22 protein-coding genes and 1 rRNA gene are annotated in these 25,476 nt (G+C 53.7%); 12 read left to right on the top strand and 11 right to left on the bottom strand.

Annotated features, from left to right (window positions below; all coding sequences use genetic code 11):
* The 3 genes from coq7 to BT114_RS13125 all read left to right on the top strand — a co-directional run bounded on the left by coq7 (position 1) and on the right by BT114_RS13125 (position 3,096).
* Positions 1-648: a 2-polyprenyl-3-methyl-6-methoxy-1,4-benzoquinone monooxygenase gene (gene coq7 / locus BT114_RS13135; RefSeq protein ID WP_072326959.1), complete on the top strand. Its 648-nt coding sequence runs from the start codon at positions 1-3 to the stop codon at positions 646-648.
* Positions 649-714: 66 nt separating this feature from the next.
* Complete coding sequence (gene nspC, locus BT114_RS13130) at positions 715-1,812, top strand: carboxynorspermidine decarboxylase (RefSeq protein ID WP_072326958.1); 1,098 nt, start codon at positions 715-717, stop codon at positions 1,810-1,812.
* 42 nt (positions 1,813-1,854) lie between these two features.
* Positions 1,855-3,096 (top strand): saccharopine dehydrogenase family protein, encoded by a 1,242-nt coding sequence (locus BT114_RS13125; protein WP_072326957.1) that lies wholly within the window; start codon positions 1,855-1,857, stop codon positions 3,094-3,096.
* A gap of 164 nt (positions 3,097-3,260) precedes the next feature.
* Here the strand turns inward: BT114_RS13125 and BT114_RS13120 are convergent, their stop codons facing one another.
* Positions 3,261-3,680: an OsmC family protein gene (locus BT114_RS13120; RefSeq protein WP_072326956.1), complete on the bottom strand. Its 420-nt coding sequence runs from the start codon at positions 3,678-3,680 to the stop codon at positions 3,261-3,263.
* Positions 3,681-3,794: 114 nt separating this feature from the next.
* On the opposite strand from BT114_RS13120, the gene crp reads away from it, so the two are divergent.
* The gene (gene crp, locus BT114_RS13115; protein ID WP_072326955.1) at positions 3,795-4,466 is read left to right on the top strand and encodes a cAMP-activated global transcriptional regulator CRP; all 672 of its coding nucleotides are present in this window, start codon (positions 3,795-3,797) and stop codon (positions 4,464-4,466) included.
* Between the two features lie 32 nt (positions 4,467-4,498).
* Here crp and trpC read toward each other — a convergent pair whose 3' ends face one another.
* The 4 genes from trpC to BT114_RS13095 are packed head-to-tail and all read right to left on the bottom strand — an operon-like array spanning position 4,499 to position 8,875.
* Positions 4,499-5,299 carry an indole-3-glycerol phosphate synthase TrpC gene (gene trpC / locus BT114_RS13110; RefSeq protein ID WP_072327030.1) on the bottom strand — a complete coding sequence of 267 codons (801 nt, stop codon included), beginning with the start codon at positions 5,297-5,299 and terminating at the stop codon, positions 4,499-4,501.
* Positions 5,300-5,323: 24 nt separating this feature from the next.
* Positions 5,324-6,343, bottom strand: coding sequence for an anthranilate phosphoribosyltransferase (gene trpD, locus BT114_RS13105; RefSeq protein ID WP_072326954.1), 1,020 nt, complete (start codon positions 6,341-6,343; stop codon positions 5,324-5,326).
* Positions 6,344-6,391: 48 nt separating this feature from the next.
* Positions 6,392-6,970 (bottom strand): anthranilate synthase component II, encoded by a 579-nt coding sequence (locus tag BT114_RS13100; RefSeq protein ID WP_072326953.1) that lies wholly within the window; start codon positions 6,968-6,970, stop codon positions 6,392-6,394.
* Positions 6,971-7,021: 51 nt separating this feature from the next.
* The gene (locus BT114_RS13095; protein ID WP_072327029.1) at positions 7,022-8,875 is read right to left on the bottom strand and encodes an ABC transporter ATP-binding protein; all 1,854 of its coding nucleotides are present in this window, start codon (positions 8,873-8,875) and stop codon (positions 7,022-7,024) included.
* 139 nt (positions 8,876-9,014) lie between these two features.
* Here BT114_RS13095 and BT114_RS13090 point away from each other — a divergent pair, with 139 nt between their 5' ends.
* Positions 9,015-9,218, top strand: a complete 204-nt coding sequence (locus tag BT114_RS13090) for a hypothetical protein (protein WP_072326952.1) — start codon at positions 9,015-9,017, stop codon at positions 9,216-9,218.
* Positions 9,219-9,242: 24 nt separating this feature from the next.
* On the opposite strand, the gene parC is transcribed toward BT114_RS13090, so the two are convergent.
* Entirely contained in the window at positions 9,243-11,507 is a 2,265-nt protein-coding gene (gene parC, locus BT114_RS13085) for a DNA topoisomerase IV subunit A (RefSeq protein ID WP_072326951.1), read from the bottom strand.
* 220 nt (positions 11,508-11,727) lie between these two features.
* Between parC and BT114_RS13080 the strand changes: the two genes are divergently transcribed.
* The gene (locus BT114_RS13080) at positions 11,728-12,552 is read left to right on the top strand and encodes a nuclease-related domain-containing protein (protein WP_072326950.1); all 825 of its coding nucleotides are present in this window, start codon (positions 11,728-11,730) and stop codon (positions 12,550-12,552) included.
* Between the two features lie 172 nt (positions 12,553-12,724).
* On the opposite strand, the gene parE is transcribed toward BT114_RS13080, so the two are convergent.
* Positions 12,725-14,623 (bottom strand): DNA topoisomerase IV subunit B, encoded by a 1,899-nt coding sequence (gene parE / locus BT114_RS13075; protein WP_072326949.1) that lies wholly within the window; start codon positions 14,621-14,623, stop codon positions 12,725-12,727.
* A 251-nt stretch (positions 14,624-14,874) separates the two neighbouring features.
* Between parE and BT114_RS14985 the strand changes: the two genes are divergently transcribed.
* The gene (locus tag BT114_RS14985) at positions 14,875-16,497 is read left to right on the top strand and encodes a methyl-accepting chemotaxis protein (RefSeq protein WP_072326948.1); all 1,623 of its coding nucleotides are present in this window, start codon (positions 14,875-14,877) and stop codon (positions 16,495-16,497) included.
* Between the two features lie 236 nt (positions 16,498-16,733).
* Here BT114_RS14985 and BT114_RS13065 read toward each other — a convergent pair whose 3' ends face one another.
* From BT114_RS13065 to yrfG, 4 genes are all read right to left on the bottom strand, one after another.
* Positions 16,734-18,293, bottom strand: a complete 1,560-nt coding sequence (locus BT114_RS13065) for a phosphoenolpyruvate carboxykinase (protein WP_072327028.1) — start codon at positions 18,291-18,293, stop codon at positions 16,734-16,736.
* A gap of 222 nt (positions 18,294-18,515) precedes the next feature.
* Entirely contained in the window at positions 18,516-19,400 is an 885-nt protein-coding gene (gene hslO, locus BT114_RS13060) for an Hsp33 family molecular chaperone HslO (protein ID WP_072327027.1), read from the bottom strand.
* A 24-nt stretch (positions 19,401-19,424) separates the two neighbouring features.
* Positions 19,425-19,820, bottom strand: a complete 396-nt coding sequence (locus BT114_RS13055; RefSeq protein ID WP_072326947.1) for an RNA-binding S4 domain-containing protein — start codon at positions 19,818-19,820, stop codon at positions 19,425-19,427.
* Entirely contained in the window at positions 19,817-20,479 is a 663-nt protein-coding gene (yrfG, locus tag BT114_RS13050; RefSeq protein WP_072326946.1) for a GMP/IMP nucleotidase, read from the bottom strand. The genes BT114_RS13055 and yrfG overlap by 4 nt, the downstream gene beginning before the upstream one ends.
* A 130-nt stretch (positions 20,480-20,609) precedes the next feature.
* Between yrfG and nudE the strand changes: the two genes are divergently transcribed.
* The 5 genes from nudE to BT114_RS13025 all read left to right on the top strand — a co-directional run.
* On the top strand, positions 20,610-21,215 hold the full coding sequence (nudE, locus tag BT114_RS13045) for an ADP compounds hydrolase NudE (protein WP_072327026.1): 606 nt from the start codon (positions 20,610-20,612) through the stop codon (positions 21,213-21,215).
* Positions 21,208-22,053, top strand: a complete 846-nt coding sequence (gene cysQ / locus BT114_RS13040; RefSeq protein WP_245770449.1) for a 3'(2'),5'-bisphosphate nucleotidase CysQ — start codon at positions 21,208-21,210, stop codon at positions 22,051-22,053. Before nudE ends, cysQ begins: the two co-directional genes overlap by 8 nt.
* A gap of 83 nt (positions 22,054-22,136) precedes the next feature.
* Positions 22,137-24,503: an endopeptidase La gene (gene lon, locus BT114_RS13035; RefSeq protein ID WP_072326944.1), complete on the top strand. Its 2,367-nt coding sequence runs from the start codon at positions 22,137-22,139 to the stop codon at positions 24,501-24,503.
* Positions 24,504-24,602: 99 nt separating this feature from the next.
* Positions 24,603-24,806: a YgaP family membrane protein gene (locus BT114_RS13030; RefSeq protein WP_072326943.1), complete on the top strand. Its 204-nt coding sequence runs from the start codon at positions 24,603-24,605 to the stop codon at positions 24,804-24,806.
* Between the two features lie 386 nt (positions 24,807-25,192).
* Positions 25,193-25,476: ribosomal RNA gene (locus BT114_RS13025) — 16S ribosomal RNA — on the top strand; the annotation flags it as partial.

The following is a 25,476-nucleotide window of genomic DNA, read 5'->3' as shown; positions in this document are numbered from 1 at the left end:
ATGTCCCTTGTACGCCAGGAAAATTCGGTCGATCGCCTGATCGGCCAGTTTGATACTCTGCTGCGCACCCTGGTACCGGGTGCCGCACAACCCTACCGGCCTAATCCGGCACAGCTGCATGAGCAGCCGGACATGACCGAAGAAGAGCGGCGCCATGCAGCAGGCCTGATGCGCATCAATCACACTGGCGAAGTTTGTGCCCAGGCCCTTTACCAGGGCCAGGCATTAACCGCCCGACTGGAAGCAGTGCGTGATCAGATGACTCTGGCTGCTCAGGAAGAGATTGATCATCTGGCCTGGTGTGAGCAGCGCTTGAAAGAGTTGGACAGTCACACCAGTCTGCTGAATCCGGTGTTTTATGCCCTGTCCTTTGGTATCGGTGCTGCTGCCGGTGCCGCCGGGGATAAATACAGCCTGGGTTTTGTGGCGGCCACGGAAGATCAGGTGTGCAAACACCTGGAACACCACTTTGAAGATTTACCCGCACAGGATGAGCGTTCCCGCGCCATTCTGCGCCAGATGCATGAAGATGAAGCCCATCATGCAGACTGGGCACTGGCTGCCGGAGGCATTGAGTTTCCCACGCCGGTCAGGAAAGTCATGACACTGATGTCGAAGGTGATGACCAAGAGCGTTTATCGTATATAATCGCGCGTTTTGTTAACTACCTGTCCTGATTCAGCCCAGACGCTGGATCAGGCATGAGGCCGGATCATGCTCAAAACGCCCTGTTACCTGATCGACAAATCCCGTCTGCTGAAGAACCTGGAGAAAATTGCTCAGGTTCGCCAGCAGTCCGGTGCCAAGGCGCTGCTGGCGCTCAAGTGTTTTGCCACCTGGTCAGTCTTTGATCTGATGCAGGAATACATGGATGGCACCACCACCTCCTCCCTCTATGAAGTGAAGCTGGGGCGCGAAAAATTTGCCGGTGAAACCCACGCCTACAGTGTGGCTTATGCCGATGATGAAATCGCCGAAGTGCTGGCCAACAGCGACAAGATCATTTTTAACTCCATCAGCCAGTTGCAGCGTTTTGCTGCTGCATCGGAAGGCCATGTTCGTGGCCTGCGGGTTAATCCCGGTGTCAGCAGCTCGGAGTTCATTCTGGCTGACCCGGCGCGTCCGCACAGCCGTCTGGGTGAACATGATCCAGCCAGAATTGCCGAAGTGATGGATCAGATATCCGGCTTCATGTTCCACAACAACTGTGAAAATAGCAGCTTTGAATTGTTTGATCAGTTATTGGGGCGCATTGAAGAAAAATTTGGCTCATTGCTGGAGCGGGTAGAGTGGGTCAGCCTCGGTGGAGGGATTCACTTTACCGGTGAAAACTATCCGCTGGATGCCTTCTGTGCTCGCTTGAAAGACTTTGCCGAGCGCTGGGGTGTGCAGGTGTATCTGGAGCCGGGTGAAGCAGCCATCACCAACTCCACCACCCTGGAAGTGACAGTGCTGGACACCCTGTTTAATGGCAAAAATCTGGCTATTGTGGATAGCTCGATTGAAGCCCATATGCTGGATCTGCTGATTTATCGCCAGTCCGCCAAACTGCTTCCCAATCAAGGTGAGCATGAATACATGGTGTGCGGTAAATCCTGTCTGGCGGGCGATATTTTTGGCGAGTTCCGTTTTGAACAGCCACTGCAGATTGGTGATCGCCTGTCCTTTCAGGATGCAGCCGGTTACACCATGGTGAAGAAAAACTGGTTCAACGGTGTGAAGATGCCTGCCATTGCCGTGAAACAGCTGGATGGTCGTGTGGAGCTCATCAGGGAGTTTTCCTACGGCGACTTTGTGCAAGGGCTCTCCTGAGCCCTGCTTAACCTGCATGACAAAGAGGAGTTATGCGTCGAGATGAAAAAAAACGTTCTGATTATTGGTGCTGGAGGTGTCGCCCAGGTTGTTGCTCATAAGTGTGCACAACACAACGATATTCTCGGCAATATTGCCCTTGCCTCAAGAACACTGGAAAAGTGTGAAGCCATCGCTGCGAGCGTGGCTGAAAAGGGTAGTATGAAGGTGGCCGGACAAATCTGCTGCTTCGCACTGGATGCACTGGATGTTGAAGCCACCGCCTCCCTGATCAGGGAAACCCAGTCTCAGATCGTCATCAATGTTGGCTCTGCCTTTGTCAACATGTCCGTGCTCAGCGCCTGCATCAAAACCGGCGCCGCTTATCTGGATACTGCCATTCACGAAGATCCGGCCAAAATCTGTGAAACACCCCCCTGGTACGGTAACTATGAGTGGAAGCGTAAGCAGGAGTGCGAAAACAATAAAACCACCGCCATTCTTGGCATTGGTTTTGATCCCGGTGTGGTGAATGCTTATGCGGCACTGGCGCGTGATGAGTATTTTGATGCCATTGACTCCATCGACATCATTGATATCAATGCTGGCAGTCACGGCAAGTATTTTGCCACCAACTTTGATCCGGAAATCAACTTCCGTGAATTCACCGGACGTGTCTGGTCCTGGCAGAATCGCCAGTGGACCCAGAACCGGATGTTTGAAATCAAGCGCACTGACTCCCTGCCGGTAGTGGGTGAACAGACCAGTTACATGACGGGTCATGATGAAATCCATTCCCTGTCAAAGAACCTGGATGTTCCCAACATCCGTTTCTGGATGGGTTTTGGTGAGCATTACATCAATGTGTTTACGGTGCTGAACAATCTTGGCCTGCTCTCGGAGCAACCGGTTAAAACCGCCGAAGGCCAGGAAGTGGTACCGCTGAAAGTGGTGAAAGCAGTGCTGCCGGACCCATCTTCCCTAGCGCCCAACTACACCGGGAAAACCTGTATCGGTGATCTGGTGAAGGGGCAGAAGGATGGTAAGGAGCGGGAAGTCTTCATTTACAACGTGGCCGACCATAAAGAAGCTTATAACGAAGTAGGTTCGCAGGGCATTTCTTACACTGCCGGTGTACCGCCTGTGGCTGCTGCCCTGCTGGTCGCACAGGGTATCTGGGATGTGGAAAAGATGGTGAACGTGGAAGAGCTGCCACCCAAACCCTTCCTGAACCTGCTGAACCAGATGGGCCTACCCACCTGTATTCGTGATGAAGCCGGTGAGCGCCCGCTGAACTTCAGTTGATCCTGCCGCACCAATAAAAACAGGCCAGCAATGCTGGCCTGTTTTGTCTGGTCGCTGCTTTCTCAGGTCGCTGCTTTCTTAGATCGCTTCTTTCTCAGGTCACGGCAGGTTGTTTTTTTGCTTCAAACACCAGGCGCGTTCTGCCAGGCTTGTTTGTTGCCCGGTTAAACACTGATTATTTCATGGCTGTGGGTGATTTCAACCCCGGCATTACCCAGCATGATGGATGCGGAGCAGTACTTTTCTGCCGAGAGCTTCACCGCACGCTCCACCTGTGCCGGTTTCAGGTCTCGTCCGCTGACCACAAAGTGCAGGTGAATCTTGCTGAATACAGCGGGGATGGCATCCACGCGATCAGCCTTGAGTTCGGTATGGCAGTCAGTGATGTCCTGACGGGATTTTTTCAGAATACTGACCACGTCATAACTGCTGCAGGCACCCAATCCCATCAGTACCAGCTCCATTGGGCGCGGCCCGGTATTGCGGCCCCCTGAATCCGGTGGGCCATCCACCACAACGGCATGGCCGGTGCCTGACTCGGCGATGAATTGAACGCCATCGGTCCACTTGATTTTTGCTTGCATGAGTTGTTCTCCTGTCAATGACTTCAATCTTACCATTGATGGTGCTTTAATGGTGCTCCAGCAGGAAACCTGATCAGCCTTTCTGCCTGCTGCCAAAGGAAGGAGTTTGCTGCAATGAGTCTGCCCAACGCCGAGGCACGGGATGCCGCTCTGGATGTATATCTGGAGCAGGCCCACAAGCGTCGTTACAACAAGCGTGCGCTGGTGATCCATGCCGGTGAAAATGCCCAGTCCATCCATTACATCGTCAAGGGTACGGTGGCTGTTTACATTGAGGATGAGCAGGGAAGGGAAATGATTGTTTCCTACCTCAACAAGGGTGACTTTTTTGGTGAACTGGGTTTGTTTGATGAAATCAGTCGGCGCAGTGCCTGGGTGCGAGCCAGAACCGAGTGTGAAGTGGCCGAGATGAGTTATGAGCGCTTCCTGAACCTGTCACGGGAGCACCAGAGCCTCTGGTTCCTGTTGGGTAATCAACTGGCAGTGCGTCTGCGTGCTACCACCCAAAAGGTGGGTGATCTGGCTTTTCTGGATGTCACTGGCCGGGTGGCGCGGATGCTGCTGGAGTTGGCCAGACAGCCGGATGCCATGACTCATCCTGAGGGCATGATGGTACGCATCACCCGACAGGAGATTGCGCAGCTGGTGGGTTGTTCGCGTGAAATGTCTGGTCGTGTGCTGAAAGACCTGGAAGAAAAGGGGTTGGTTGAAGCTGAAGGCAAAAGCCTGGTCATCCGTGACCCAAGTTTACGTCCACTCTATCGTGAGTCCCAGCCCGGTTCGTAAGCAGAAGGCACAACCCGGTGGTGGACCTCACGTCAGAAAAAGAGTTGTTGCAGTGCCTGGCCTGGGTCTTCTGCACGCATAAAGGCTTCACCGACCAGAAAGGCATTCACCTGGTGCTGTTGCATGGCGGTCACATCCTGCTGGCTGAGAATGCCGCTTTCGGTGATCACCAGACGATCCTGCGGGATAAAGGGCAGAAGCGCCCAGGTGTGCTCCAGCTTCACTTCAAAACTGTGCAGGTCGCGGTTGTTGATGCCGATGATGCGGTTCGGCAGCTTTAATGCCCGCTCCAGTTCTTCCTTGTTGTGTACTTCAATCAGCACATCCATGCCCAGTTCATGAGCCAGCAGGTTAAGCTCACTCATTTGTTCATCATTCAGGCAGGCGGCAATCAGCAGGATGCAGTCAGCATTGATGGCGCGTGCTTCCACCACCTGATAAGGCTCAACAATGAAGTCCTTGCGAATCACCGGCAACTGACAGGCGGCCCGCGCCTGCTGCAGGTAGTCTTCGTGACCCTGGAAAAAATCCTGATCCGTCAGCACTGACAGGCAGGCTGCACCGCAGGCTTCATAACGCTGGGCAATTTCAGCCGGAATGAAGTCTTCACGCAGCACGCCTTTGCTGGGTGAGGCCTTTTTGATTTCGGCAATCACCGCAGGTTGCCCGGCTGCAACCTTGTCCAGCAGTGCCTGAGTGAAACCGCGAGGGGCATCCGCCTGCTCAGCGCGGCGATACAGTGCCTTCAAGCTGGTTGACTGGCTGCGCTCAGCCACTTCCTGGTGTTTGCGGGCAACAATTTTTTTCAGGATGGTGGGGGTATCAGTGTGCATCAGCATGGGGACCTTTTGTGCCAGTTATGCCAGGCTCTGGGTGAAGTTCACCAGTACCTTGAGTTTTTCGGCAGCCTGACCGGATGCAATGGCATCCTGGGCCAGCGCCACCCCTTCAATGATGGAGTCGGCAATATCAGCAGCATAAAGTGCCGCTCCGGCGTTCAGCAGCACCATGTCGAGTGCCGGGCCCTGCTGATTTTTTAATACCTGACGGATCAGCTCCAGGGACTCGCTGGCGGATCCGACTTTCAGGGCATCGAGTGAGTGGCGGGTCAGGCCAAAGTCTTCCGGCTGGATGGTGTATTCACTGAGCTGGCCATTGCGGTATTCCGCTACATGAGTGGGGCCGGCAATGGAGATTTCATCCAGTCCGTCTTCGCCGCTGACCACCAGTGCGTGTTTTAATCCCAGATTGCCCAGTACCTCAGCCAGTGGGCGTACCAGCTCGGGCGTATAAACACCGAGCAACTGGTGCTGGGCACCGGCTGGATTGGTCAGTGGTCCCAGGATATTGAACAGGGTGCGAACGCCCATTTCCCGGCGTGGGCCGATGGCATGTTTCATGGCGCTGTGGTGCTGGGGCGCAAACATGAAACCGACCCCCAGCTCTTCCACGCAGCGGGCCACCTGTTCCGGGGTGATGGCCAGATGCACACCGGCAGCTTCCAGCAGATCAGCACTGCCGCTGGAAGAGGAAACTGAGCGATTGCCGTGTTTGGCTACCTGACCACCGGCGGCAGCAACCACCAGGCAGGCACAGGTGGATACGTTAAACAGGTTTGCACCGTCACCGCCCGTGCCAACAATGTCCACCAGTCGATCAGACTTGATCTGTACCGGTGTAGCCAGATTGCGCATGACTTCGGCGGCCGCGGTGATTTCATCCACGGTTTCACCTTTCATGCGCAGGCCGACCAGAAAACCGCCCATCTGGGCCGCGGTGGCCTCACCGGTCATGATCAGTTGCATCACATCCCGCATCTGTTCACGGGTTAAATCCTGACGGCGGGTGACGGCATCTATGGCCTGTTTCATGTCCATGGGTGGCTCCCTGGTCGTTGTTGTTCGAATGGCGTGTTGCTGCTGGCGTTATTGATCAAGAAAGTTTTTCAGCAGCTCATGGCCCTGACGGGACAGAATGGATTCCGGGTGGAACTGGACACCTTCCACTGCCAGGGTTTTGTGTTTGATACCCATGATCAGGCCAGGTGTCGGGTCATCCTGCACCACGCGCGCAGTGACTTCCAGACAGTCGGGCAGACTGGCTTCATCAACCACCAGCGAGTGGTAACGCGTCACCGAAAGCGGGTTTTCCAGACCACGGAAGACACCGGTGTTGTGGTGTGCAATCAGTGAGGTTTTACCATGCATCACCTGAGGGGCGCGCACCACCTGGCCACCAAATACCTGACCGATGGCCTGATGACCCAGGCAGACACCCAGAATCGGTATTTTTCCGGCAAAGTGGCGAATGGCATCCATGGAAATACCGGCTTCATTGGGTGTGCAGGGGCCGGGGGAGATCACCAGATGACTGGGCTGCATGGCTTCGATCTGTGCCAGTGTCAGGGCGTTGTTGCGCTCCACCCGTACGTCAGCACCCAGCTCAGCCAGATACTGCACGATGTTAAAGGTGAAGCTGTCAAAATTGTCGATCATCAGCAGCATGACGGGTGATTCCTGAGCAAAAATATCACGCGATTATACAGGGATTGGTGTTTATCGGTAACCGCTGGCCTGCAGGTTAAACAGATGGGCATAACGACCATCCAGCACCATCAGTTGTTCGTGGCTGCCCTGTTCCAGTATCTGCCCCTGCTCGATGAAAATGATCTGATCAGCCATGCGCACGGTGGAAAAGCGGTGTGAAATCAGAATCGCCATCTTGTTCAGGGTGTGCTGGCGGAAGTATTCAAACATCTGGGCTTCGGCCTCTGCATCCATGGCGGCAGTGGGTTCATCAAGCACTAGAATATCAGCCTTTTCCCGCATGAAGGCACGGGACAGGGCAATTTTCTGCCACTGACCACCGGATAACTCCTGCCCACCCTTGAACCAGCGTCCCAACTGAGTGTGATAACCCTGGCTCATGCGTTGAATGAAGTCATCCGCCATGCCGGCTTCAGCCGCTTTTTTCCAGCGAGGTTCTTCACTGAAGGCTGCCACGTCACCCATGCCGATGTTTTCACCCACCAGAAACTGGTAACGCACAAAATCCTGGAAGATCACGCCGATGCGCTCTCGCAGGGTCTGGGGGTGCCAGTCTTTCAGGTCACTGCCATCCAGCAGGATACGCCCCTCATCCGGCTCATAAAGACGGGTCAGCAGTTTGATCAGGGTGGTTTTGCCGGAGCCGTTTTCACCCACCAGTGCCAGGCTTTCACCGGGTTTCAGGTGCAGGTTGATGTGTTGCAGGGCGGGATGCCTGGCGCCTGGGTAGGTGAAACTGACGTTTTCAAATCGGAGGCCATCACCCGGTTGTGTGCCTTGGGTCAGTTGTCCGGCTTCAATGGGTACCGGTTGTTCCAGGTATTCGTACAGGTTGGACAGGTAGAGGTTGTCTTCATACATGCCGCTGATGGATGTCAGGCTGGCACTGACCGATGTCTGCCCCTGGCGGAAGACCAGCAGGTACATGGTCATGTCGCCCAGGGTGATTTTGCCCAGCACGGTTTCCAGCACCACCCAGGCGTAAGCAGCATAAAAGGTCAGGGTGCCGAGCAGGCCCAGGATAAACCCCCAGGTTTCCCGCTTCAGGATCAGTTTGCGATCTTCGCTGAACAGGGTGTCAAAAATACCCCGGTAGCGATTCAACAGCAGTGGCCCAAGCTGGAAGAGTTTCACTTCCTTGATGCTGTCTTCACGGGCCATCACCGTTTCAAGGTACATCTGGGTGCGGGTTTCCGGTGAACGACGACGGAAAATCTGAAAGGCATCACCGGAGAATTTTGCTTCGGCAATGAACACTGGCAAGGCACCCACAAACAGCAGCAGCAAGGCCCAGGGAGAAAACTGGATCAGCAGAAAGGCAAAGCTGGCCAGCGCAATGGCATTCTGCAGCAGGGTGAAGGTTTTGTTGACCAGTGCCAGCGGGCGTACAGAGGCTTCACGCCGGGCGCGGGTCAGTTTGTCGTAGAACTCTGAATCTTCAAACTGGGCCAGTGACAGGGTCTGGGCTTTTTCCAGAATCATCACGTTGACCTTCTGGCCCAGCAAGGCTCGCAACAGCGCCTGATGTGCTGCGGTGGCCCGCTGGGTGGCACTGATGCCAATCAATACCAGGGCTTCCAGCAGCAGGTAGTTGAGTACCGGCTGGTATTCCACCAGCCCGGTTGTCTGATGCACCTGCATCGCCAGTACCACGGCGTCCACAATCAACTTGCCGATCCAGGCTGCCACAGCGGGTAGTACTCCGGCAATCAGTGTCAGCAGCATCAGCCCCAGCGTCAGGCGACGAGAGGTCTGCCAGACCAGTTGAATGGCACGGCGGGTATAACGGAATACCCCCAGGAAGCGTTGTAGTTCAGAAGTGGAGCGGCTGGATGTTTCGGTATGGCCGAAAAAAGCTGACACGGCTTTGCCTCGGAAAAAAACCAAATCTTACTATAAAACTCGGTTCTGGGTTGCTAGAGTGTCAGAAGTGCTGCAGCAGTTTGATGGAATCATCATTCAGGCAGTGACGTTTTAATGGCAAAAAGAAGGAGCAAAACTGATGGATATTTCCGCAGTTAGCCCAGAGGTACTGGTAAGAAGTACCCTGCGAGAGCAGCAGGCACAGGCTGAGCTGGAAGCGCAGGTGAAGGTTGTGAAGGGTGCGCAGGAGATGCAGGGTGACGCCATCATGGCGCTGATGGGGGCCGTCCCGGTGCCCCAGCCGGATGGTAGTCTGGGGCACCATGTGGATGTGCGGGTGTAAGTCCCTTGATCTAAAGCCCCTTGCTTAGCTGTCCTTTTCCATCTGATCCACTTTCTGAAAACCCCGTGGCAGCTTGCTGCCACGGCGGCCACGCTCTCCGAGATAGTGTTCCAGATCAGCAGGTTTAAGTGTCAGGATACGTTTGCCGGACATGATTTTCAGGCTGTCCTGTGGGGTCAGTACCACCAACGCTTTGACATACTCCTCCCGATTTGCCGCCCGGCGTGATGGGATATCAATGATCTTGTTGCCTTTGCCCTTGGACAGTTGTGGCAGTTCACTGACGGGGAATACCAGTAAACGTCCTTCATTAGATACGGCGGCCAGCTTCAGCTCATCAGGATTGTCTGTCACAGGTAATGACTGAGGTTGCATCACCTCAGCACCAGTGGGTGGATTCAGCAGGGTTTTACCGGCCTTGTTTTTGCTGATCATGTCGCCCAGGGTGGTGATGAAGCCATAACCGGCATCCGAGGCCACCAGCACCTGCTCCTGCTCCTGGCCGATCAGCAGGCCACGGAATTCAGAGCCAGCCGGAGGGTTGATGCGGCTGGTCAGTGGTTCACCCTGGCCTCTGGCTGAAGGCAGACCGTGAGCGGCCAAGGAGTAGCTGCGCCCGGTGTCATCCAGTAATACCAGTTGCTGGTTGGATTTGCCGCGGGCGGCCAGGAAGAAGTCATCGCCACTTTTATAACTCAGGCTGGCCGGATCCAAGTCATGTCCTTTGGCGGCACGTATCCAGCCCTTGCGGGACAGCACCACGGTGACCGGGTCGGCACCAACCAGTTCCACTTCCGTCAGGGCTCTGGCCTCTTCACGCTGCACCAGTGCACAACGCCGCTCATCACCATAACTTTCTGCGTCAGCGGCCAGCTCTTCAGCAATCAGCTGGCGCAGCAGTTGGTCACTGCCCAGTAGTTCAGTCAGCTTCTTGCGTTCTGCTTCCAGTTCGTTTTCTTCACCGCGGATTTTTTCTTCTTCCAGACGTGCCAGATGACGCAGTTTCAGGTCCAGAATGGCATCGGCCTGGCGCTCACTGAGCCCAAAGCGTTGCATCAATTCTGCACGGGGTTCTTCTTCCTCACGGATGATGCGGATGACTTCATCAATGTTCAGGTAGGCAATCAGCAGGCCTGCCAGCAGGTGCAGGCGATCTTCCACCTTCTTCAGGCGGTTTTCGAGGCGACGTACCACGGTCTGACGACGGAACACCAACCATTCTTTTAACAGCAGGTTCAGGGGTTTGACCTGCGGGCGACCGTCCAGACCAATCACGTTGAAGTTGATCCGGTGGTTTTTTTCCAGGTCGGTGGTGGCAAACAGGTGTGCCATCAAGGCGTCCAGATCCACCCGGTTGGAGCGGGGCACCAGCACCAGGCGTACGGCATTTTCATGATCTGACTCGTCGCGCAGATCAGCCAGCAGCGGTAGCTTTTTGGCTTGCATCTGTGCTGCAATCTGTTCCAGTACCTTGCTGGGTGAAACCTGATACGGTAGTGCCTGGATGACAATTTCACCGTCTTCCACTTGCCAGGTTGCACGGCATTTTACCGAGCCACGTCCACTGGCATAAATGCGATGCAACTCTTCAGGCGGGGTGATGATTTCCGCACCGGTGGGGAAGTCTGGTGCGGGTACAAACTGCATCAGGGTACTGATGTCGGCTTCCGGGTGTTGCAGCAGATGCAGGGTGGCTTTGACCACTTCACGCACGTTGTGTGGTGGAATGTCGGTGGCCATGCCAACAGCAATGCCAGTGCCGCCATTCAGCAGGATGTGTGGCAGGCGGGCGGGCAGAACTTCCGGTTCATCGAGGGTGCCATCAAAGTTGGGTACCCAGTCAACAGTGCCCTGTCCCAGTTCTTTCAGCAGCACTTCCGAGAAGCGAGCCAGGCGTGATTCAGTATAACGCATGGCTGCAAAGGATTTGGGATCATCCGGGCTACCCCAGTTGCCCTGACCATCCACCAGCGGGTAGCGATAACTGAAGGGCTGAGCCATCAGTACCATGGCTTCATAACAGGCCGAATCACCGTGGGGGTGGAACTTACCCAGCACGTCACCCACGGTGCGGGCAGACTTCTTGTACTTGGCACTGGCACTCAGGCCCAGTTCACTCATGGCATAAACAATGCGCCGTTGTACCGGCTTCATGCCATCACCGATGTGTGGTAACGCACGATCAAGAATCACGTACATGGAATAATCAAGATAGGCTTTTTCCGTGTACTGGCTCAGGCTGAGACGTTCAAAATTGTCGTCAACAAAATCGCTGTAGCTGCTGCTCATGAGGGAGACTGTCCTTCTTTGCCGTCAAATGTGCCCTGGAGGGCTGCCAGTGTACCCTGAACTGGTGGCTGAATAAATGCAGTGCTGGGCGGATATACAGATCAGTGATGTAAAGATTGTTTCCATGTGTAGTGCTTGCTATCGCGACTGCCAGTCACTGGTTATAATTCCGGGATAATCGGGTCTTGATGACCTGCATGTTGTTCAGGGAGGTTGGATCATGATTCTGAAAGATTACGTGCACCGCCCGGATGCGGACCCCCGTTCGGAAGAAACCTGCGCCGAGGCCGCAACACGGTTACGCAATGCCTTCAAGGCCAATGAGGACGTGGTGCTGCTGAATGACGTACGTCTGCCGTTTGATGATGAGCGCACGGTAAATGTGGATCATATCGTGCTGCATAGTTATGGTATGACCCTGATCAGCAGCCGTGCCATTTACGGCAAGATTGAGGTGAACTACCGCGGTGAGTGGAGTCGCAACGTCAAGGGTCGGGAAATTGCCATGCAGAACCCGATTGAACTGTTCAAGCATGTCAGCAAAAACCTCCGCCAGAACCTCAGCCTGAATATCGATCAACTGTTAACGCGCGCCAAGGGCAGCCAGCGTACTTTTGAGAACATGCCCATTGATGTGCTATTTATCCAGGCATTAAAAAGCACCATCATTGGTACCGGCATCAATCAATCCAACATTATTTTTGTAGAAGCCCTGACCCAGAGCATTAACCGTACCTTCAGCGCTTATAAAAAGCGTGAGTTTCAGATGTATGGTGGTCTGGATACCTTCAAGATTTCCCAGTCAGACATGTATGCCATTGCCAACTTCCTGTTGGGTAACGAGATCGATCGCAGTAGCTACCCTGCTGCAACAGAGCAGACCAGTAGTGGTGGTGCTGCACTTTTACCTGTTCCCGAAGGAAAAACAGGCATAGTGAGGGCTTATAGCACCAAGCCGGTCAAAATCATCAAAGGACGAGACATCAAGCCCGGCAAGCAGACGCTGGAACGCCTGGAAGCAGAGAGTGAAGCTAAAGCCCGGTGAGTCCGGGCTTTATTTCATCTGTCCTGGCTTAGAAACCTCTGATTAACTACTTTGCTGGCTTATGCTGTGTTGAAATTGGCCTCAAAATGCTCATTTACTCTGTGTAAACTCCGCTTTTTCAGCCAATTTCGCCTTGCCTAACCTGCGCTCGTGACATTAATCAGAGGTTTCCTTACACTTCGGCAAGGTTACCCTTGGCTTCCAGCCAGTTTTTGCGGTCGGAGGCCCGTTTTTTGGCCAGTAGCATATCCAGTAGCTCCAGTGCCTGATCCCCTTCTTCACGCACCAGTTGCACCAGTCGCCGGGTTTCCGGGGCCATGGTGGTTTCCCTGAGCTGTTGCGGGTTCATTTCACCTAGTCCCTTGAAGCGTTGGACGTTGATTTTGGCCTTGCGTCCGGTCAGGCGATCCAGTACAGCTTCCTTTTCACTTTCGTCCAGGGCATAAAAAACTTCCTTGCCGCAGTCAACACGATACAGGGGTGGCATGGCGACAAACACATGGCCTTGATCGACTAGGGCCGGAAAGTGGCGCAGGAACAGGGCGCACAGCAGGGTGGCTATGTGCAGGCCATCCGAATCAGCATCTGCCAGAATACAGATCTTGCCATAACGCAGACCACTTAAATCGGTGGAGCCAGGGTCCATGCCCAGTGCCACGGCAATGTCATGCACTTCCTGCGAGGCAAGAATTTCACCGGATTCAACTTCCCAGGTGTTCAGTATTTTGCCACGCAGTGGCAGGATGGCCTGAAAGGTACGATCCCGCGCCTGTTTGGCTGAGCCACCGGCAGAGTCACCTTCCACCAGAAACAGCTCGCTGCGGGCAATGTCGGCCCCGGTACAGTCGGCCAGTTTGCCGGGCAGGGCAGGTCCTTGGGTGATCTTTTTACGCACTACGGTTTTGGCTGCACGCAGGCGGCGGTTGGCACGACTGAGTACCAGCTCAACAATGCGTTCGGCATCCAGAGTGTGTTGGTTCAACCATAGCGAAAAAGCATCCTTGATCACACCGCTGATAAAGGTGGCACTCTGGCGGGATGACAGGCGTTCTTTGGTCTGTCCGGCAAACTGTGGGTCCTGCATTTTCAGGGACAACACATAACTGCAATCCATCCACAGGTCTTCCGGGGCCAGCTTCACACCCCGTGGCAGTAGGTTGCGGTATTCACAGAACTCCCTCAGTGCATCCAGCAAACCACTGCGCAGGCCGTTGACATGGGTGCCACCCTGAGCTGTTGGAATCAGGTTGACGTAACTTTCCTGTACCAGCTCACCACCTTCCGGCAGCCAGAAAATAGCCCAGTCCACTGCTTCGTGTGGTGCCCGGAACTCACCCCGGAATGGCTGGGTTGGCAAGGTTTCCCAGCCCTGACAAGCCTGTTGCAGGTAGTCGCCCAGACCATCCTGATAACACCATTCCTGCTGGTGGGCCTGCCCACTTTCGGGATCTTTTTCCTGTTCATTGACAAAGACCACCTTTAAGCCGGGACAGAGTACGGCTTTGGCGCGTAACAGGTGTTTTAACCGAGTGGTGGCATAACGAGGGCTGTCAAAATAACTGCTGTCAGCCAGGAAGCGTACTTCAGTGCCTGTGTCTTTTTTATTGCACTTGCCAATGATTTCCAGTTCACTGGCTTTTTCGCCACCGGCGAAGGTGATGCGACTGATTTCACCGTTCCGACGTACCGTCACTTCCAGGTACTCAGACAGGGCGTTCACCACGGATACACCCACACCATGCAGACCGCCGGAGAACTCATAGTTCTTGTTGGAGAACTTGCCCCCCGCGTGCAGGCGGGTCAGGATCAGCTCAACACCGGATACACCGTATTCAGGGTGAATGTCGGTTGGCATGCCGCGTCCGTTGTCACGAACACTCAGGCTATTGTTGGCATGCAGGGTGACCAGGATTTCGCTGGCATGGCCTGCCAAGGCTTCATCGACGCTATTGTCGATGACTTCTTGTGCCAGGTGGTTAGGGCGGGTGGTATCGGTGTACATGCCGGGGCGTTTACGCACCGGATCCAGACCGGTCAACACCTCGATTGCGCGTGCATCGTATTGAGTCATGGGCTGCTTCAGTTGTTATATGGGGCTGTTCTGAATCGGCCTAGTTTGCCTGCAGGCTTGCCTGCTGGCAAGGAATGCAGTGATGAGGCGCACTTATCAAGTGGTGTATTAATTTGAATGGAATAAAGATGATTGGTAAATGAATTTTTAATTTTGTGACGAAGTACAAGTGACCCATTAATTCAACAGGAGTAGAATGTTTTTTTAACCAATCTTGATTACATAAGGTTTAATTTAGCAGGGATGATAACATGTTTATAACAATTCGTGCCCGTCTGCTGGTGGTTGTACTTCTCCTGAATGCCTTTGCTGTCACGGCCTACACGGTTTATGCCTGGCAGGTTCGCAAGGCTGATCTTTATGCACAGATTGATGGGCAGCTATTATTTGCAGCACACGCAGCAGCGAATCTGGTGGATCAATCCATTTATGACCGGGTGGCTGCTGGCAGTTTTGATGAAACCCTCTCTGATGCCATACAGTTGCAGGCCTATCATCTGGTCAGCCCAACTGACATTGAATACATTTATACCCTGGTGCAAACCCCGCGTGGCTTGGTGTTTGTGCTGGATACTCCTGAACCTGAAGAAGTGACTTCAGGTGATTTTGGTGAGCTGTTGCCACTTTATGAAGAGCCTAGCGAGGCTATTTTTCTGGCTTTCCGTGAGCAGCGCATCACTTTTGATGAATATGAAGATGAATGGGGTGAGTTCCGTTCGGTATTTGTTCCCTATACCACGGCCAGTGGTCAGCAATTTGTTGCCGGTGCTGACATCACCATCAGCCACATTCGCAGTGAACTGTTATCCACCCTGCTGGTTTCCATCGCCATAGGTTTGCTGATTTTTATCCTGTCCTCCGGTGTGACCTACTGGTTGGTGAGCCGGGTGTTGCGACCCCTGGGAACAGCTCAGTCAGTGATGCGAGAGGCGGCCAGTCGACGTGACTTAACCTTGCGTACACGCTGTGGTCGTGACGAAATCGGGCAGCTGTTGGCTGATTTTAATGGCTTGATGCAAGAGTTGCAGGATACCCTGTCCACCACTACGCGTGCTGCACTGGATACTGCTTCCGTGGCTGATCAATTGCAGTCCAGCAGTCGCCAGATGAATGAGCGTGGACGAGGTGTGGTGCAGGCTGTTGATGCCGTGCGGATGCAAGGTGGAACCACTGGGGAACTGCTGGCAGCATCTGATCAGGAATTGTCGGTTGCGGTTGCAGAGGTGTTGGAATCAGTGGAGCGTCTGGATGCTGGCCAGGCGGCAATTCGTAAGGTGGCTGAAACCATCGAACAGACGGCCCGTTCCCAATCAGATCTGTCTGATGAACTGGCACAGCTTTCACACCAGGCTGAGGATGTTAATCAGGTGCTGTCGGTGATCAGTGAAATTGCTGATCAAACCAATCTGCTGGCACTGAATGCGGCCATTGAAGCAGCGCGTGCTGGTGAGCATGGTCGAGGTTTTGCGGTGGTCGCAGATGAAGTGCGGCAACTGGCTACCCGTACCCAGGACAGCCTGAACCAGACGCGAGAAACCATCAGTCGCATTGTTGCTTCCATCGTGGGGGTGGCCAATAAAATGCAGCAGAGTGCAGATCAGTTCAACCAACTGCTGAGTGAATCCAACCAGGCCTACGAGCAGGTGACACAGAGCACGACCAGTATGCATGCAACCCGCAGCAAGCTGAAGCAGGCTTCAGGCAATCTTGGTGAGGTGCTGGGTAGTACGCGAGAGGTTCTGTCGCAGGTCAGCCAAGTGGAAGATCACACCCACGAAAACTTTCAGAGCATGTCGGAAGTGGCCGAAGCGGCTGAGCGCTTACAACTGTCTGCAGTAGAGCTGAAGTCTCAGCTGGCGCGCTTTGTGACCTGATTGGTCATTTCAGATCAGGTGATCTGATTCGGGGTAATAAAAAATCCCCGCGACCTTCATCGGTGGTGGGGATTTTTTATGGGTTGTGCGAATTAGAAAGCCACTGATTAATTACTTTGCTGGCTTATGCCGTGTTGAAATTGGCCTCAAAATGCTCATTTACTCTGTGTAAACTCCGCTTTTTCAGCCAATTTCGCCTTGCCTGACCTGCGCACGTGACATTAAACAGAGGCTTCTCAGCTCAGTTGAGGACCCGCACCAATAATTTGCTGGTCAACACCGGCAAACTTGCGGAAGTTCTCGATGAACATGCCAGCCAGTTGCTGTGCCTGGCGATCATAAGCATCCTTGTCTTGCCAGGTGTCACGTGGGTTCAGCAGGCTGGAATCAACACCTGGTACATGGGCAGGTACTTCCAGGTTCAGGATCGGCAGTTTAACGGTTTCCACTTCGGCCAGTGCACCGTTTTGTACGGCGTTAACAATGGCGCGAGTGGTGGGGATACTGAAACGGCTACCACCCTGACCATAGGCACCACCAGTCCAGCCGGTGTTAACCAGGTACACGCGGGAGCCAAAAGCTTCAATGCGCTTCATCAACAGGTCGGCATAAACGCGCGCCGGACGTGGGAAGAAAGGCGCACCAAAACAGGTGGAGAAGGTGGCTTCCAGGCCAGAGGTGGAGCCCATTTCAGTGGAGCCAACCTTGGCGGTGTAACCCGACAGGAAGTGGTAAGCCGCTGCTTCCTTGGACAGCACGGAAACCGGAGGCAGTACACCGCTCATGTCGCAGGTCAGGAAAATGATGGCATTGGGCTCGCCGGCACGGTTTTCGGCAACACGTTTTTCCACATGCTCCAGCGGGTAGGCTGCACGGGAGTTTTCGGTCAGGCTGTCATCCGCATAGTCGGGTTCACGACGGTCATTCAGCACTACGTTTTCCAGAACGGCCCCAAAACGGATGGCATCCCAGATGATGGGTTCGTTTTTCTGAGACAGATTGATGCACTTGGCATAACAGCCACCTTCAATGTTGAATACGGTGCCTACACCCCAGCCGTGCTCATCATCACCAATCAGGTAGCGGGATGGGTCAGCAGAAAGGGTGGTTTTGCCAGTACCTGAGAGGCCAAAGAACAGGGTGGTTTCACCATCTTCACCGACGTTGGCAGAGCAGTGCATGGGCAATACATCGGCGGCAGGCAGCAGGAAGTTCTGTACGGAGAACATGGCTTTTTTCATTTCACCGGCATAACGCATGCCTGCAATCAGGACCTTGCGCTGGGCAAAGTTCAGGATCACACAGCCGTCGGAATTGGTGCCATCACGCGCAGGGTCACATTCAAAGTGTGGCGCATTCAGAATGGTCCACTCCTGTTTGCCTGCTGGGTTGTAGCTGTCAGGGCGGATGAACAGGGTGCGACCAAAGAGGTTGTGCCAGGCCGTTTCAGTGGTGACACGAATGGGCAGGTAGTGGGCTGGATCAGAGCCAACATGCAACTCGGAGATGAACTGGTCACGCTCACCCAGATAGGCAGCTACACGATCCCACAAGGCATCAAAGCGTGCCGCATCAAATGGACGGTTGATACCACCCCATTCGATGTCACCGGAAGTGCTGGGCTCATCAACAATAAAACGATCTTTGGGAGAGCGGCCAGTCCGCTTGCCGGTGTTGACCACCAGTGCACCATTGTCTGCCAGCTGGCCTTCACCGCGTTGTACTGCCAGCTCGATCAGCTGGGCATTGCTTAAATTGGTATGGGTTTTCACAGCGCTCTCACTAATGCTTGTCATGATCAGGGCCGCCTCTGGAAATAAAGTCGCCCGAAAAGTGGGCGGTATTATGTCAAAAAAAAACTGCAGGGCGAAGTATCTGTTTTTGTTAAAAATGACTGAATTCCGGTGTAGCACCATTACACAGCCAAAACTCTTTTTTTATCAGTTGCTTAAGCACTATAAACAATAATTATTCCTGATTTGATTGAAAATTGATCAATCACCACTACAAAAGTTGTTTCAGTGCAGGGTGGTACCTGATGGAGCTCCGTCAGCTTTACTTTTGAGGATATCGGGTAGTGCCTCAGAGTCAAAGGTATAACTGGTATTACAGAAATGGCACTGGGTCGTGATATTACCTTGCTCAGCGAGCATTTCACGCAAATCTGCCTCGCCCAGACTGGCCAGAGCATCTGCAATGCGTTCGCGGGAGCAGGTGCAACCAAAACTCAGTGGTTGAGGATCAAACACGCGCACGGTCTCTTCATGGAACAAGCGGTGCAGGATTTCATGTTGATCAAGGTGCAGCAACTCATCCTGAGACAAGGTAGCAGCAAGATGATTGATGCGCTCCCATGCATCTGCATCCTTGTTGTGATGATCATCAGGCAGTTGTTGCAGCAGTAAGCCACCGGCAGCAGTGGCATCAGCCATCAGCCACAAACGGCTGGGCAGCTGTTCGGAGCTGGCAAAATAACTTTCCAGGCAGGCGGCCAGATTATCCTGGTTCAGTGCCACGATGCCTTGGTAACGTTGTCCTTTATAGGGATCCAGAGTGATCACCAGTTGACCGCCACCGAGTAACTGCTGCAGGGTTTCACCTTCAGGCTGTTGCTGATAACGTGCAATGGCACGCAGCTGGTCGCCTCCTTTTAATCCGGTATTGCACTCAGCCATCAGCAGTGAAACCTGCCCCTGGCCACGGGCCTCCAGCGTCAGGGTGCCATCCAGTTTGACGGTTGCTGTCAGCAGGGCTGCTGCTGCCAGCAGCTCACCCAGCAGGCGTTCAATCGGTGCCGGATAATCATGGCGGTTGAGTACTTCCTGATAACTCTGATGCAGTTGCACCAGCTCACCACGTACTGCGGTGGCATCAAATAGAAAACGCTGCACCTGGTCGGGCAGTTCGGGTGTTGGGTTGTTCATGGTTCAGTTTTCCTGTCGCTTGAAGCGGTGAATCTGTCGGCGTGATTTTTTGTCCGGGCGGTGTTCTGGTGCTTGCAAGGCCGTACCGGCCAGACGGCGTTTTTCGGTTTCCTGCTCACGGCGCTGGATGCTGCGCTGGGTTTCTTCATAAAGCTGTTGTGCGCGGCTGGCCGGTCCGCGTTGTGCAGAAAGTTCAAGAACTCGGACTTCGCGCAGGTCCCAGCCTTGAGCCACTTCCAGCAAGGCTCCCACTTCGACGTTGCGGCTGACCTTGGGGCGTTGCCCATCGTAACGCACCTTGCCGTTTTCAATGGCAGCCTTGGCCAGACTGCGTGTTTTAAAAAAACGTGCGGCCCACAACCATTTATCAAGTCGGATATCTTCAACTGCCTGGTTCATGGTTTGTTGACCGGTTGCAGTTCTGCAAAACGGGTCACGGCCGGAAACTCAGTCATCTGGCGCTGTGGGCTCTGGCTGTCTGGCTGGGTGATGGTGATCAACTGCGCAATACCAAAGGTTTTGGCAGAGGCCAGCACTTCTTCATTGTCATCAATCAATAACGTGCTGGCCGGATCAAAGGGTTCCTTTTCCATCAAAGCCTGCCAGTAACCCTGCTGTTCCTTGGGGATGCCCACATCCGCCGAGCTGAAAATCAGATCAACAAACTCATCCAGGCCGGTTAATGCCAGTTTCAGTTCCAGGCTCTTGCGGTCAGCGTTGGTAGCCAGAATGACGCGAGGGTGCGCAGTTTTTAACCATTGCAGAAAGTCCAGTGCATCCACCCGGAATCCAATCAGGTGTTGGATTTCTCGTTTCAGTGCAACAATGTCAACATTAAAACGTTCGCTCCAGTAATCCAGGCTGTACCAGTTGAGCTGACCTTTTTCTGCCATGATTTGTGGTATAAGCTCTTCCCGAACCTGTGCCTGATCCAGCTTGTGCAGCTCGGCATAACGCCGTGGTAGATGTTCCAGCCAGAAGTGGCTGTCAAAGTGCAGATCCAGCAGCGTGCCATCCATGTCCAGCAGCACAGTTTTAATGCGTGTCCAGTCAATCATCTTGGGCCTTTTGTGCAGGCAGGTTGCCTGAATGGCTGATAAAATGGAGCTGGGCAAGCAGCCCGCCAGCATTGATAATGGAAAGTATCTCAATATTGTAGCGGAAAGCGGCAATTTCAAGAACTGCTGGATGACCGCCGACAGAGGAGTGGACCCCGACATGCCCGTACGCCCCAGCATCCTGCATCGGAAAATAGTGGCAGAAAGCCGTCTTTTCAAGGTGGAAGAGCTGCATTTGAAGTTCGAAAACGGCGAGCAGCGTACCTATGAGCGGTTGGTCAGTCAGGGGCCTGGCGCGGTGATGGTGGTCGCAGTGGACGATGAGGGGCAGGTGGTGCTGATACGTGAGTATGCCGGTGGTTTTCACGACTATTGCTTAACCCTTCCCAAAGGGTTGGTTGAGCCCGGCGAAGACATTCTTGCTGCAGCCAATCGTGAGCTGATGGAAGAAACAGGTTTTGGGGCTTGTCGTCTGGAGCCGCTGACACAATTGTCTTTGGCACCTAACTATATGGGTCACAAGATGCATGTGGTGCTGGCACGTGATTTATACGCCTGCAAGCTGGAGGGTGATGAGCCCGAACCTCTGGAAGTTCAGCTCTATCCGCTCGCTCGTCTGAATGAGCTGGTGGACCGGGATGATTTTCATGAAGGACGCTCGGTAGCAGCCTTGTTTATCACGCGTGAGCGTTTGCGCCAGGAGATGGGGCAGTGGCAGGAGTTGGATGGTGCTTGATCAGCCAAACAAACTGGCACGAGAGCTGGGCCGCATTTGTTATCGCGCCGGTGAAGCCATCATGCGGGTTTATGTGCGCCCGGAACTTTGGGAAACCACTGAAAAACAGGATCACTCACCGGTGACGGCTGCTGATCTGGCTGCTCATCAGGTTATTGTTCAAAGTTTGAATCAACTGGTGCCGCGTTTGCCGGTGCTGTCAGAAGAGGAAGCAGTCATCTCCTGGGCTACACGTCGCCAGTGGGCACGTTACTGGTTGGTTGATCCCCTTGATGGTACTCGTGAATTTCTGGCTCGTAATGGTGAGTTCACCGTTAATATTGCGCTGATTGAACATGGCCAGCCTGTATTTGGCATGGTGCACCTGCCAGCCAGCGGCCAGACCTATTATGGTGGTAAACGTTTTGGCAGCTTTATTCAGCCACGGGATGGAGAAGCGCGCACGCTACGGACTCGTTCGCTGAACTGGCCACAACTCAACCTGGTGGGTAGTCATCGCCATGCCACGGAAAGCATGCAGCAGGTTCAGGATGCACTGCAGCAGGCTGGTGCCGTGGTGAATGCTCACTCCATGGGGAGTTCATTGAAGTTTTGCCGTATTGCAGAAGGACTGATGGATTTTTATCCACGCCTGGGACCAACCAGTGAGTGGGATACTGCTGCAGCACAGGCAGTGGTTGAGGGGGCAGGAGGGCGGGTGCTGGATTGGTCGTTTCGTGCATTGACTTACAACCAGAAACCTTCGTTGGAAAACCCTCCGTTTATGGTGATCGGTGACCTCAATCATCCCTGGCAGGAGTGGCTGGCGCCACTGATATCGAAAAACTCACGGAGCTGAACACTGCTCGGGGCTTGAAAAGCCCGGCTGCGGGCCGCATCAATCAGGGTAAAGCAGCATACCTGTCAGATTGAGAGGCACCCATGTCAGAAGATACTCCCGTCACAGACAACTCAGCCGGCCAACTCTTGCTGCCGGCGGATGTGTTGCCGGAGCGGATCTACCTTTTACCTGTTCATAATCGACCCTTTTTTCCAGCCCAGATTCAGCCGCTGGTGATCCCGCGTGAGCGCTGGGAAAGTACCCTGGATCGGGTGGCAGATACACCGCATCATGCTGTTGGTCTGGTTTATGTCAGTGAAACAGCGCCTGAAAAGGTTGATACCGAAGCCATGCCACTGATCGGAACGGCCGTCAAGGTGCATCGCGCATCAACTGATGAAGGCCGCATTCAGTTCATTGCTCAGGGCTTGAAACGTTTTCGCATCGAGCGCTGGTTATCCCGGAAACCGCCGTATCTGGTTGAGGTGAGTTATCCGCGTGATCAGGAGGATACCAGTGATGAAGCGCGCGCTTATGCCTTGTCGATCATCAACGGCATCAAGGAGCTGCTGCCGCTGAATCCGCTTTATGGTGAGGAGCTGCGCCATTACCTTAATCGTTTCAGTCCCAATGAGCCGGGCCCACTGACTGATTTTGCAGCTGCCATTACGTCTGCCAAGGGGCATGAGCTGCAGGTGGTGCTGGAAACCCTGCCGCTGCTGGATCGGATGCAAAAGGTTTTGCCGTTGCTGCGCAAGGAGGTTGAGGTAGCGCGTCTGCAGGGTGAAATCAGTGAAGCGGTCAATCAGAAAATTCAGGAGCGTCAGCGCGAGTTTTTCCTGCGTGAACAACTCAAGGTGATCCAGCGGGAACTGGGCATCAGCAAGGATGATAAAACTGCAGAAAGTGATGAGTTTCGTCAGCGACTACAAGACAAGGTATTGCCTTCTGCTGTTCAGAAACGCCTGGATGAAGAGCTGCAGAAGTTTTCTGTTCTGGAGACCGGCTCACCGGAATACGCGGTAACAAGAAACTATCTGGACTGGCTGACCTGTCTGCCCTGGGGTATTCGCTCAGCGGATAACCTGGATCTGGATCATGCCCGCAAGGTGCTGGATCGTGACCATGATGGCTTGAAGGATGTAAAGGATCGGATTGTTGAGTTTCTGGCTGAAGGGCATTTCAAGGGTGATGTGGGTGGTTCCATCATCCTGTTGGTGGGGCCGCCGGGTGTGGGTAAAACGTCCATCGGGCGTTCGATAGCAGAGGCGCTGGAACGTCGCTTTTATCGTTTTTCTGTGGGTGGCATGCGTGATGAAGCAGAAATAAAAGGGCATCGCCGTACCTATATTGGTGCCTTGCCTGGCAAGTTGATTCAGGCATTAAAAGACTGTGGCACAGAAAACCCGGTCATCCTGCTGGATGAAATCGACAAGCTGGGCAGTAGTTATCAGGGGGATCCGGCTTCGGCCCTGCTGGAGGTGCTGGACCCTGAGCAGAATGTCAATTTTCTGGATCACTACCTGGATGTGCGGGTGGATCTGTCCAAGGCATTATTCATCTGCACTGCCAATCAGCTGGATAGCATTCCTGGTCCTTTATTGGATCGTATGGAAGTGATTCGCCTGTCCGGTTACATCGCTGAGGAAAAACTGGCCATTGCCCGTCATCATTTGTGGCCGCGGTTACTGAAGCGTTCAGGCCTGAAAAAGAAACAGCTGTCGATCAGTGATGCCGCCTTGAAGCAGTTGATAGAGGGCTACGCCCGTGAGGCAGGAGTGCGCAAGCTGGAAAAATTGCTGCATCGTATTCTGCGCAAGGCTGCGGTGGCGTTGCTGGCAGAGGCAGGTCCGGATGCCGTTCGTGTTGGTGTGAAGGATCTGGAAGATTATCTGGGAGCGCCGCCCTTCAGGGCTGATCAGTTAATGAAAGGTGTTGGTGTAGTGACAGGGCTGGCATGGACCTCAATGGGCGGTGCCACCCTTTCAGTGGAGGCCAATCGTATTCATTCACTGACCCGTGGCTTTAAGCTGACGGGTAAGCTGGGTGAAGTGATGAAAGAGTCGGCAGAAATCGCTTACAGCTATGTCATGAGTCACCTGATCAGTTATGGGGCCAGCCCGGAGTTTTATGATCAGGCATTCATTCATTTGCACGTGCCGGAGGGAGCAACCCCCAAGGATGGGCCGTCAGCAGGTATCACCATGGCCACCGCCTTGCTGTCGCTGGCGTTGAACAAAAAACCGGCCAGGGTGGCCATGACCGGTGAACTGAGTCTGACAGGTCAGGTGTTGCCGGTTGGTGGCATACGCGAAAAAGTGATTGCTGCCAGGCGCTCAAAAATCCATGAGTTGATACTTCCGGCTGCCAATCGGCGAGATTACGACGAGTTGCCAGACTACTTGAAGGAAGGCATGTCAGTCTGTTTTGCCTCGCACTATAAAGACGTGGCAGAGCGAGTATTCTGATGGCTTGCAGGTTGAATTTTTCAGTGCTAGATTATGCTAATTAAGATAATTCTTAATTATTGGCAGTTGAAAGTCTTCCACCTGTAACTGGAGTAAGAAATGAATATTGATCGCGCCCTGTTGATGTTTGCTGGCATCATGATTCTGGTAAGTCTGCTGCTGACCCATTTTGTGCATGCTGGTTTTGTGTGGTTCACCGTGTTCATTGCCGCCAACATGATGCAGGCAAGCGTAACCGGTTTCTGCCCGGCAGTAATGATCTTCCGCAAGCTGGGTATCAAGAAGGGTTGTGCCTTCGAGTGAAATAGTTGAGAAAAAGCTTGCAAGCTTAAATCGGCTCTATATAATGCGCTCTCGCTGTCAGGGCAATGTTCTGCAGCGAGGCGATTTAAAAAGTCGCCTGGATGCAAGCTGCTGAAGCAGGTCGAAAAATTCAAGCAAATAGTGCTTGACACCACGACAGAAAACAGTAAGATTGTCGTCCCGGTTCAGAGAGATCTGGCCAGCTCTTTAAGAATGAAGCATCAGGTACATTCATGTGGGCGCTTGCGGGATGTTTTGTGATCAGTCACAAGATATCAAGGCAAGCGACTCGTCGGGATTGAATTTGATTTGATCCCAATTATTCGTTTGAACCTTGAGCCAGGTTTGGTTTCGCCCTGCTTCTGCAGAAGAAACCGTATGATTTTAAACTGAAGAGTTTGATCATGGCTCAGATTGAACGCTGGCGGCAGGCCTAACACATGCAAGTCGAGCGGCAGCACGGGAAAGCTTGCTTTTCTGGTGGCGAGCGGCGGACGGGTGAGTAATGCATGGGAATCTGCCCGATAGTGGGGGACAACGTTTCGAAAGGAACGCTAATACCGCATACGTCCTACGGGAGAAAGCAGGCTTAGGCTTGCGCTATCGGATGAGCCCATGTCGGATTAGCTAGTTGGTGAGGTAAAGGCTCACCAAGGCGACGATCCGTAAC

The organism is Marinospirillum alkaliphilum DSM 21637, assembly GCF_900119735.1.
In the GTDB taxonomy this organism is placed as follows: domain Bacteria; phylum Pseudomonadota; class Gammaproteobacteria; order Pseudomonadales; family Halomonadaceae; genus Marinospirillum; species Marinospirillum alkaliphilum.
Note: the sequence above shows the minus strand (reverse complement) of the source record. Positions and strands in the feature narration are given on the sequence as shown.

What these genes read in the sequence shown, in the direction of transcription:
- BT114_RS13125 (WP_072326957.1), top strand. Translation starts at nt 1,855, where the DNA reads ATGAAAAAAAACGTTCTGATTATTGGTGCTGGAGGTGTCGCCCAGGTT.
- yrfG (WP_072326946.1), bottom strand. Translation starts at nt 20,479, where the DNA reads ATGATTGACTGGACACGCATTAAAACTGTGCTGCTGGACATGGATGGC.
- nspC (WP_072326958.1), top strand. Translation starts at nt 715, where the DNA reads ATGCTCAAAACGCCCTGTTACCTGATCGACAAATCCCGTCTGCTGAAG.
- BT114_RS13030 (WP_072326943.1), top strand. Translation starts at nt 24,603, where the DNA reads ATGAATATTGATCGCGCCCTGTTGATGTTTGCTGGCATCATGATTCTG.
- BT114_RS13090 (WP_072326952.1), top strand. Translation starts at nt 9,015, where the DNA reads ATGGATATTTCCGCAGTTAGCCCAGAGGTACTGGTAAGAAGTACCCTG.
- BT114_RS13080 (WP_072326950.1), top strand. Translation starts at nt 11,728, where the DNA reads ATGATTCTGAAAGATTACGTGCACCGCCCGGATGCGGACCCCCGTTCG.
- parC (WP_072326951.1), bottom strand. Translation starts at nt 11,507, where the DNA reads ATGAGCAGCAGCTACAGCGATTTTGTTGACGACAATTTTGAACGTCTC.
- nudE (WP_072327026.1), top strand. Translation starts at nt 20,610, where the DNA reads ATGACCGCCGACAGAGGAGTGGACCCCGACATGCCCGTACGCCCCAGC.
- lon (WP_072326944.1), top strand. Translation starts at nt 22,137, where the DNA reads ATGTCAGAAGATACTCCCGTCACAGACAACTCAGCCGGCCAACTCTTG.
- BT114_RS14985 (WP_072326948.1), top strand. Translation starts at nt 14,875, where the DNA reads ATGTTTATAACAATTCGTGCCCGTCTGCTGGTGGTTGTACTTCTCCTG.
- trpC (WP_072327030.1), bottom strand. Translation starts at nt 5,299, where the DNA reads ATGCACACTGATACCCCCACCATCCTGAAAAAAATTGTTGCCCGCAAA.
- parE (WP_072326949.1), bottom strand. Translation starts at nt 14,623, where the DNA reads ATGACTCAATACGATGCACGCGCAATCGAGGTGTTGACCGGTCTGGAT.
- BT114_RS13100 (WP_072326953.1), bottom strand. Translation starts at nt 6,970, where the DNA reads ATGCTGCTGATGATCGACAATTTTGACAGCTTCACCTTTAACATCGTG.
- BT114_RS13120 (WP_072326956.1), bottom strand. Translation starts at nt 3,680, where the DNA reads ATGCAAGCAAAAATCAAGTGGACCGATGGCGTTCAATTCATCGCCGAG.
- BT114_RS13055 (WP_072326947.1), bottom strand. Translation starts at nt 19,820, where the DNA reads ATGAACCAGGCAGTTGAAGATATCCGACTTGATAAATGGTTGTGGGCC.
- BT114_RS13065 (WP_072327028.1), bottom strand. Translation starts at nt 18,293, where the DNA reads ATGACAAGCATTAGTGAGAGCGCTGTGAAAACCCATACCAATTTAAGC.
- coq7 (WP_072326959.1), top strand. Translation starts at nt 1, where the DNA reads ATGTCCCTTGTACGCCAGGAAAATTCGGTCGATCGCCTGATCGGCCAG.
- crp (WP_072326955.1), top strand. Translation starts at nt 3,795, where the DNA reads ATGAGTCTGCCCAACGCCGAGGCACGGGATGCCGCTCTGGATGTATAT.
- trpD (WP_072326954.1), bottom strand. Translation starts at nt 6,343, where the DNA reads ATGGACATGAAACAGGCCATAGATGCCGTCACCCGCCGTCAGGATTTA.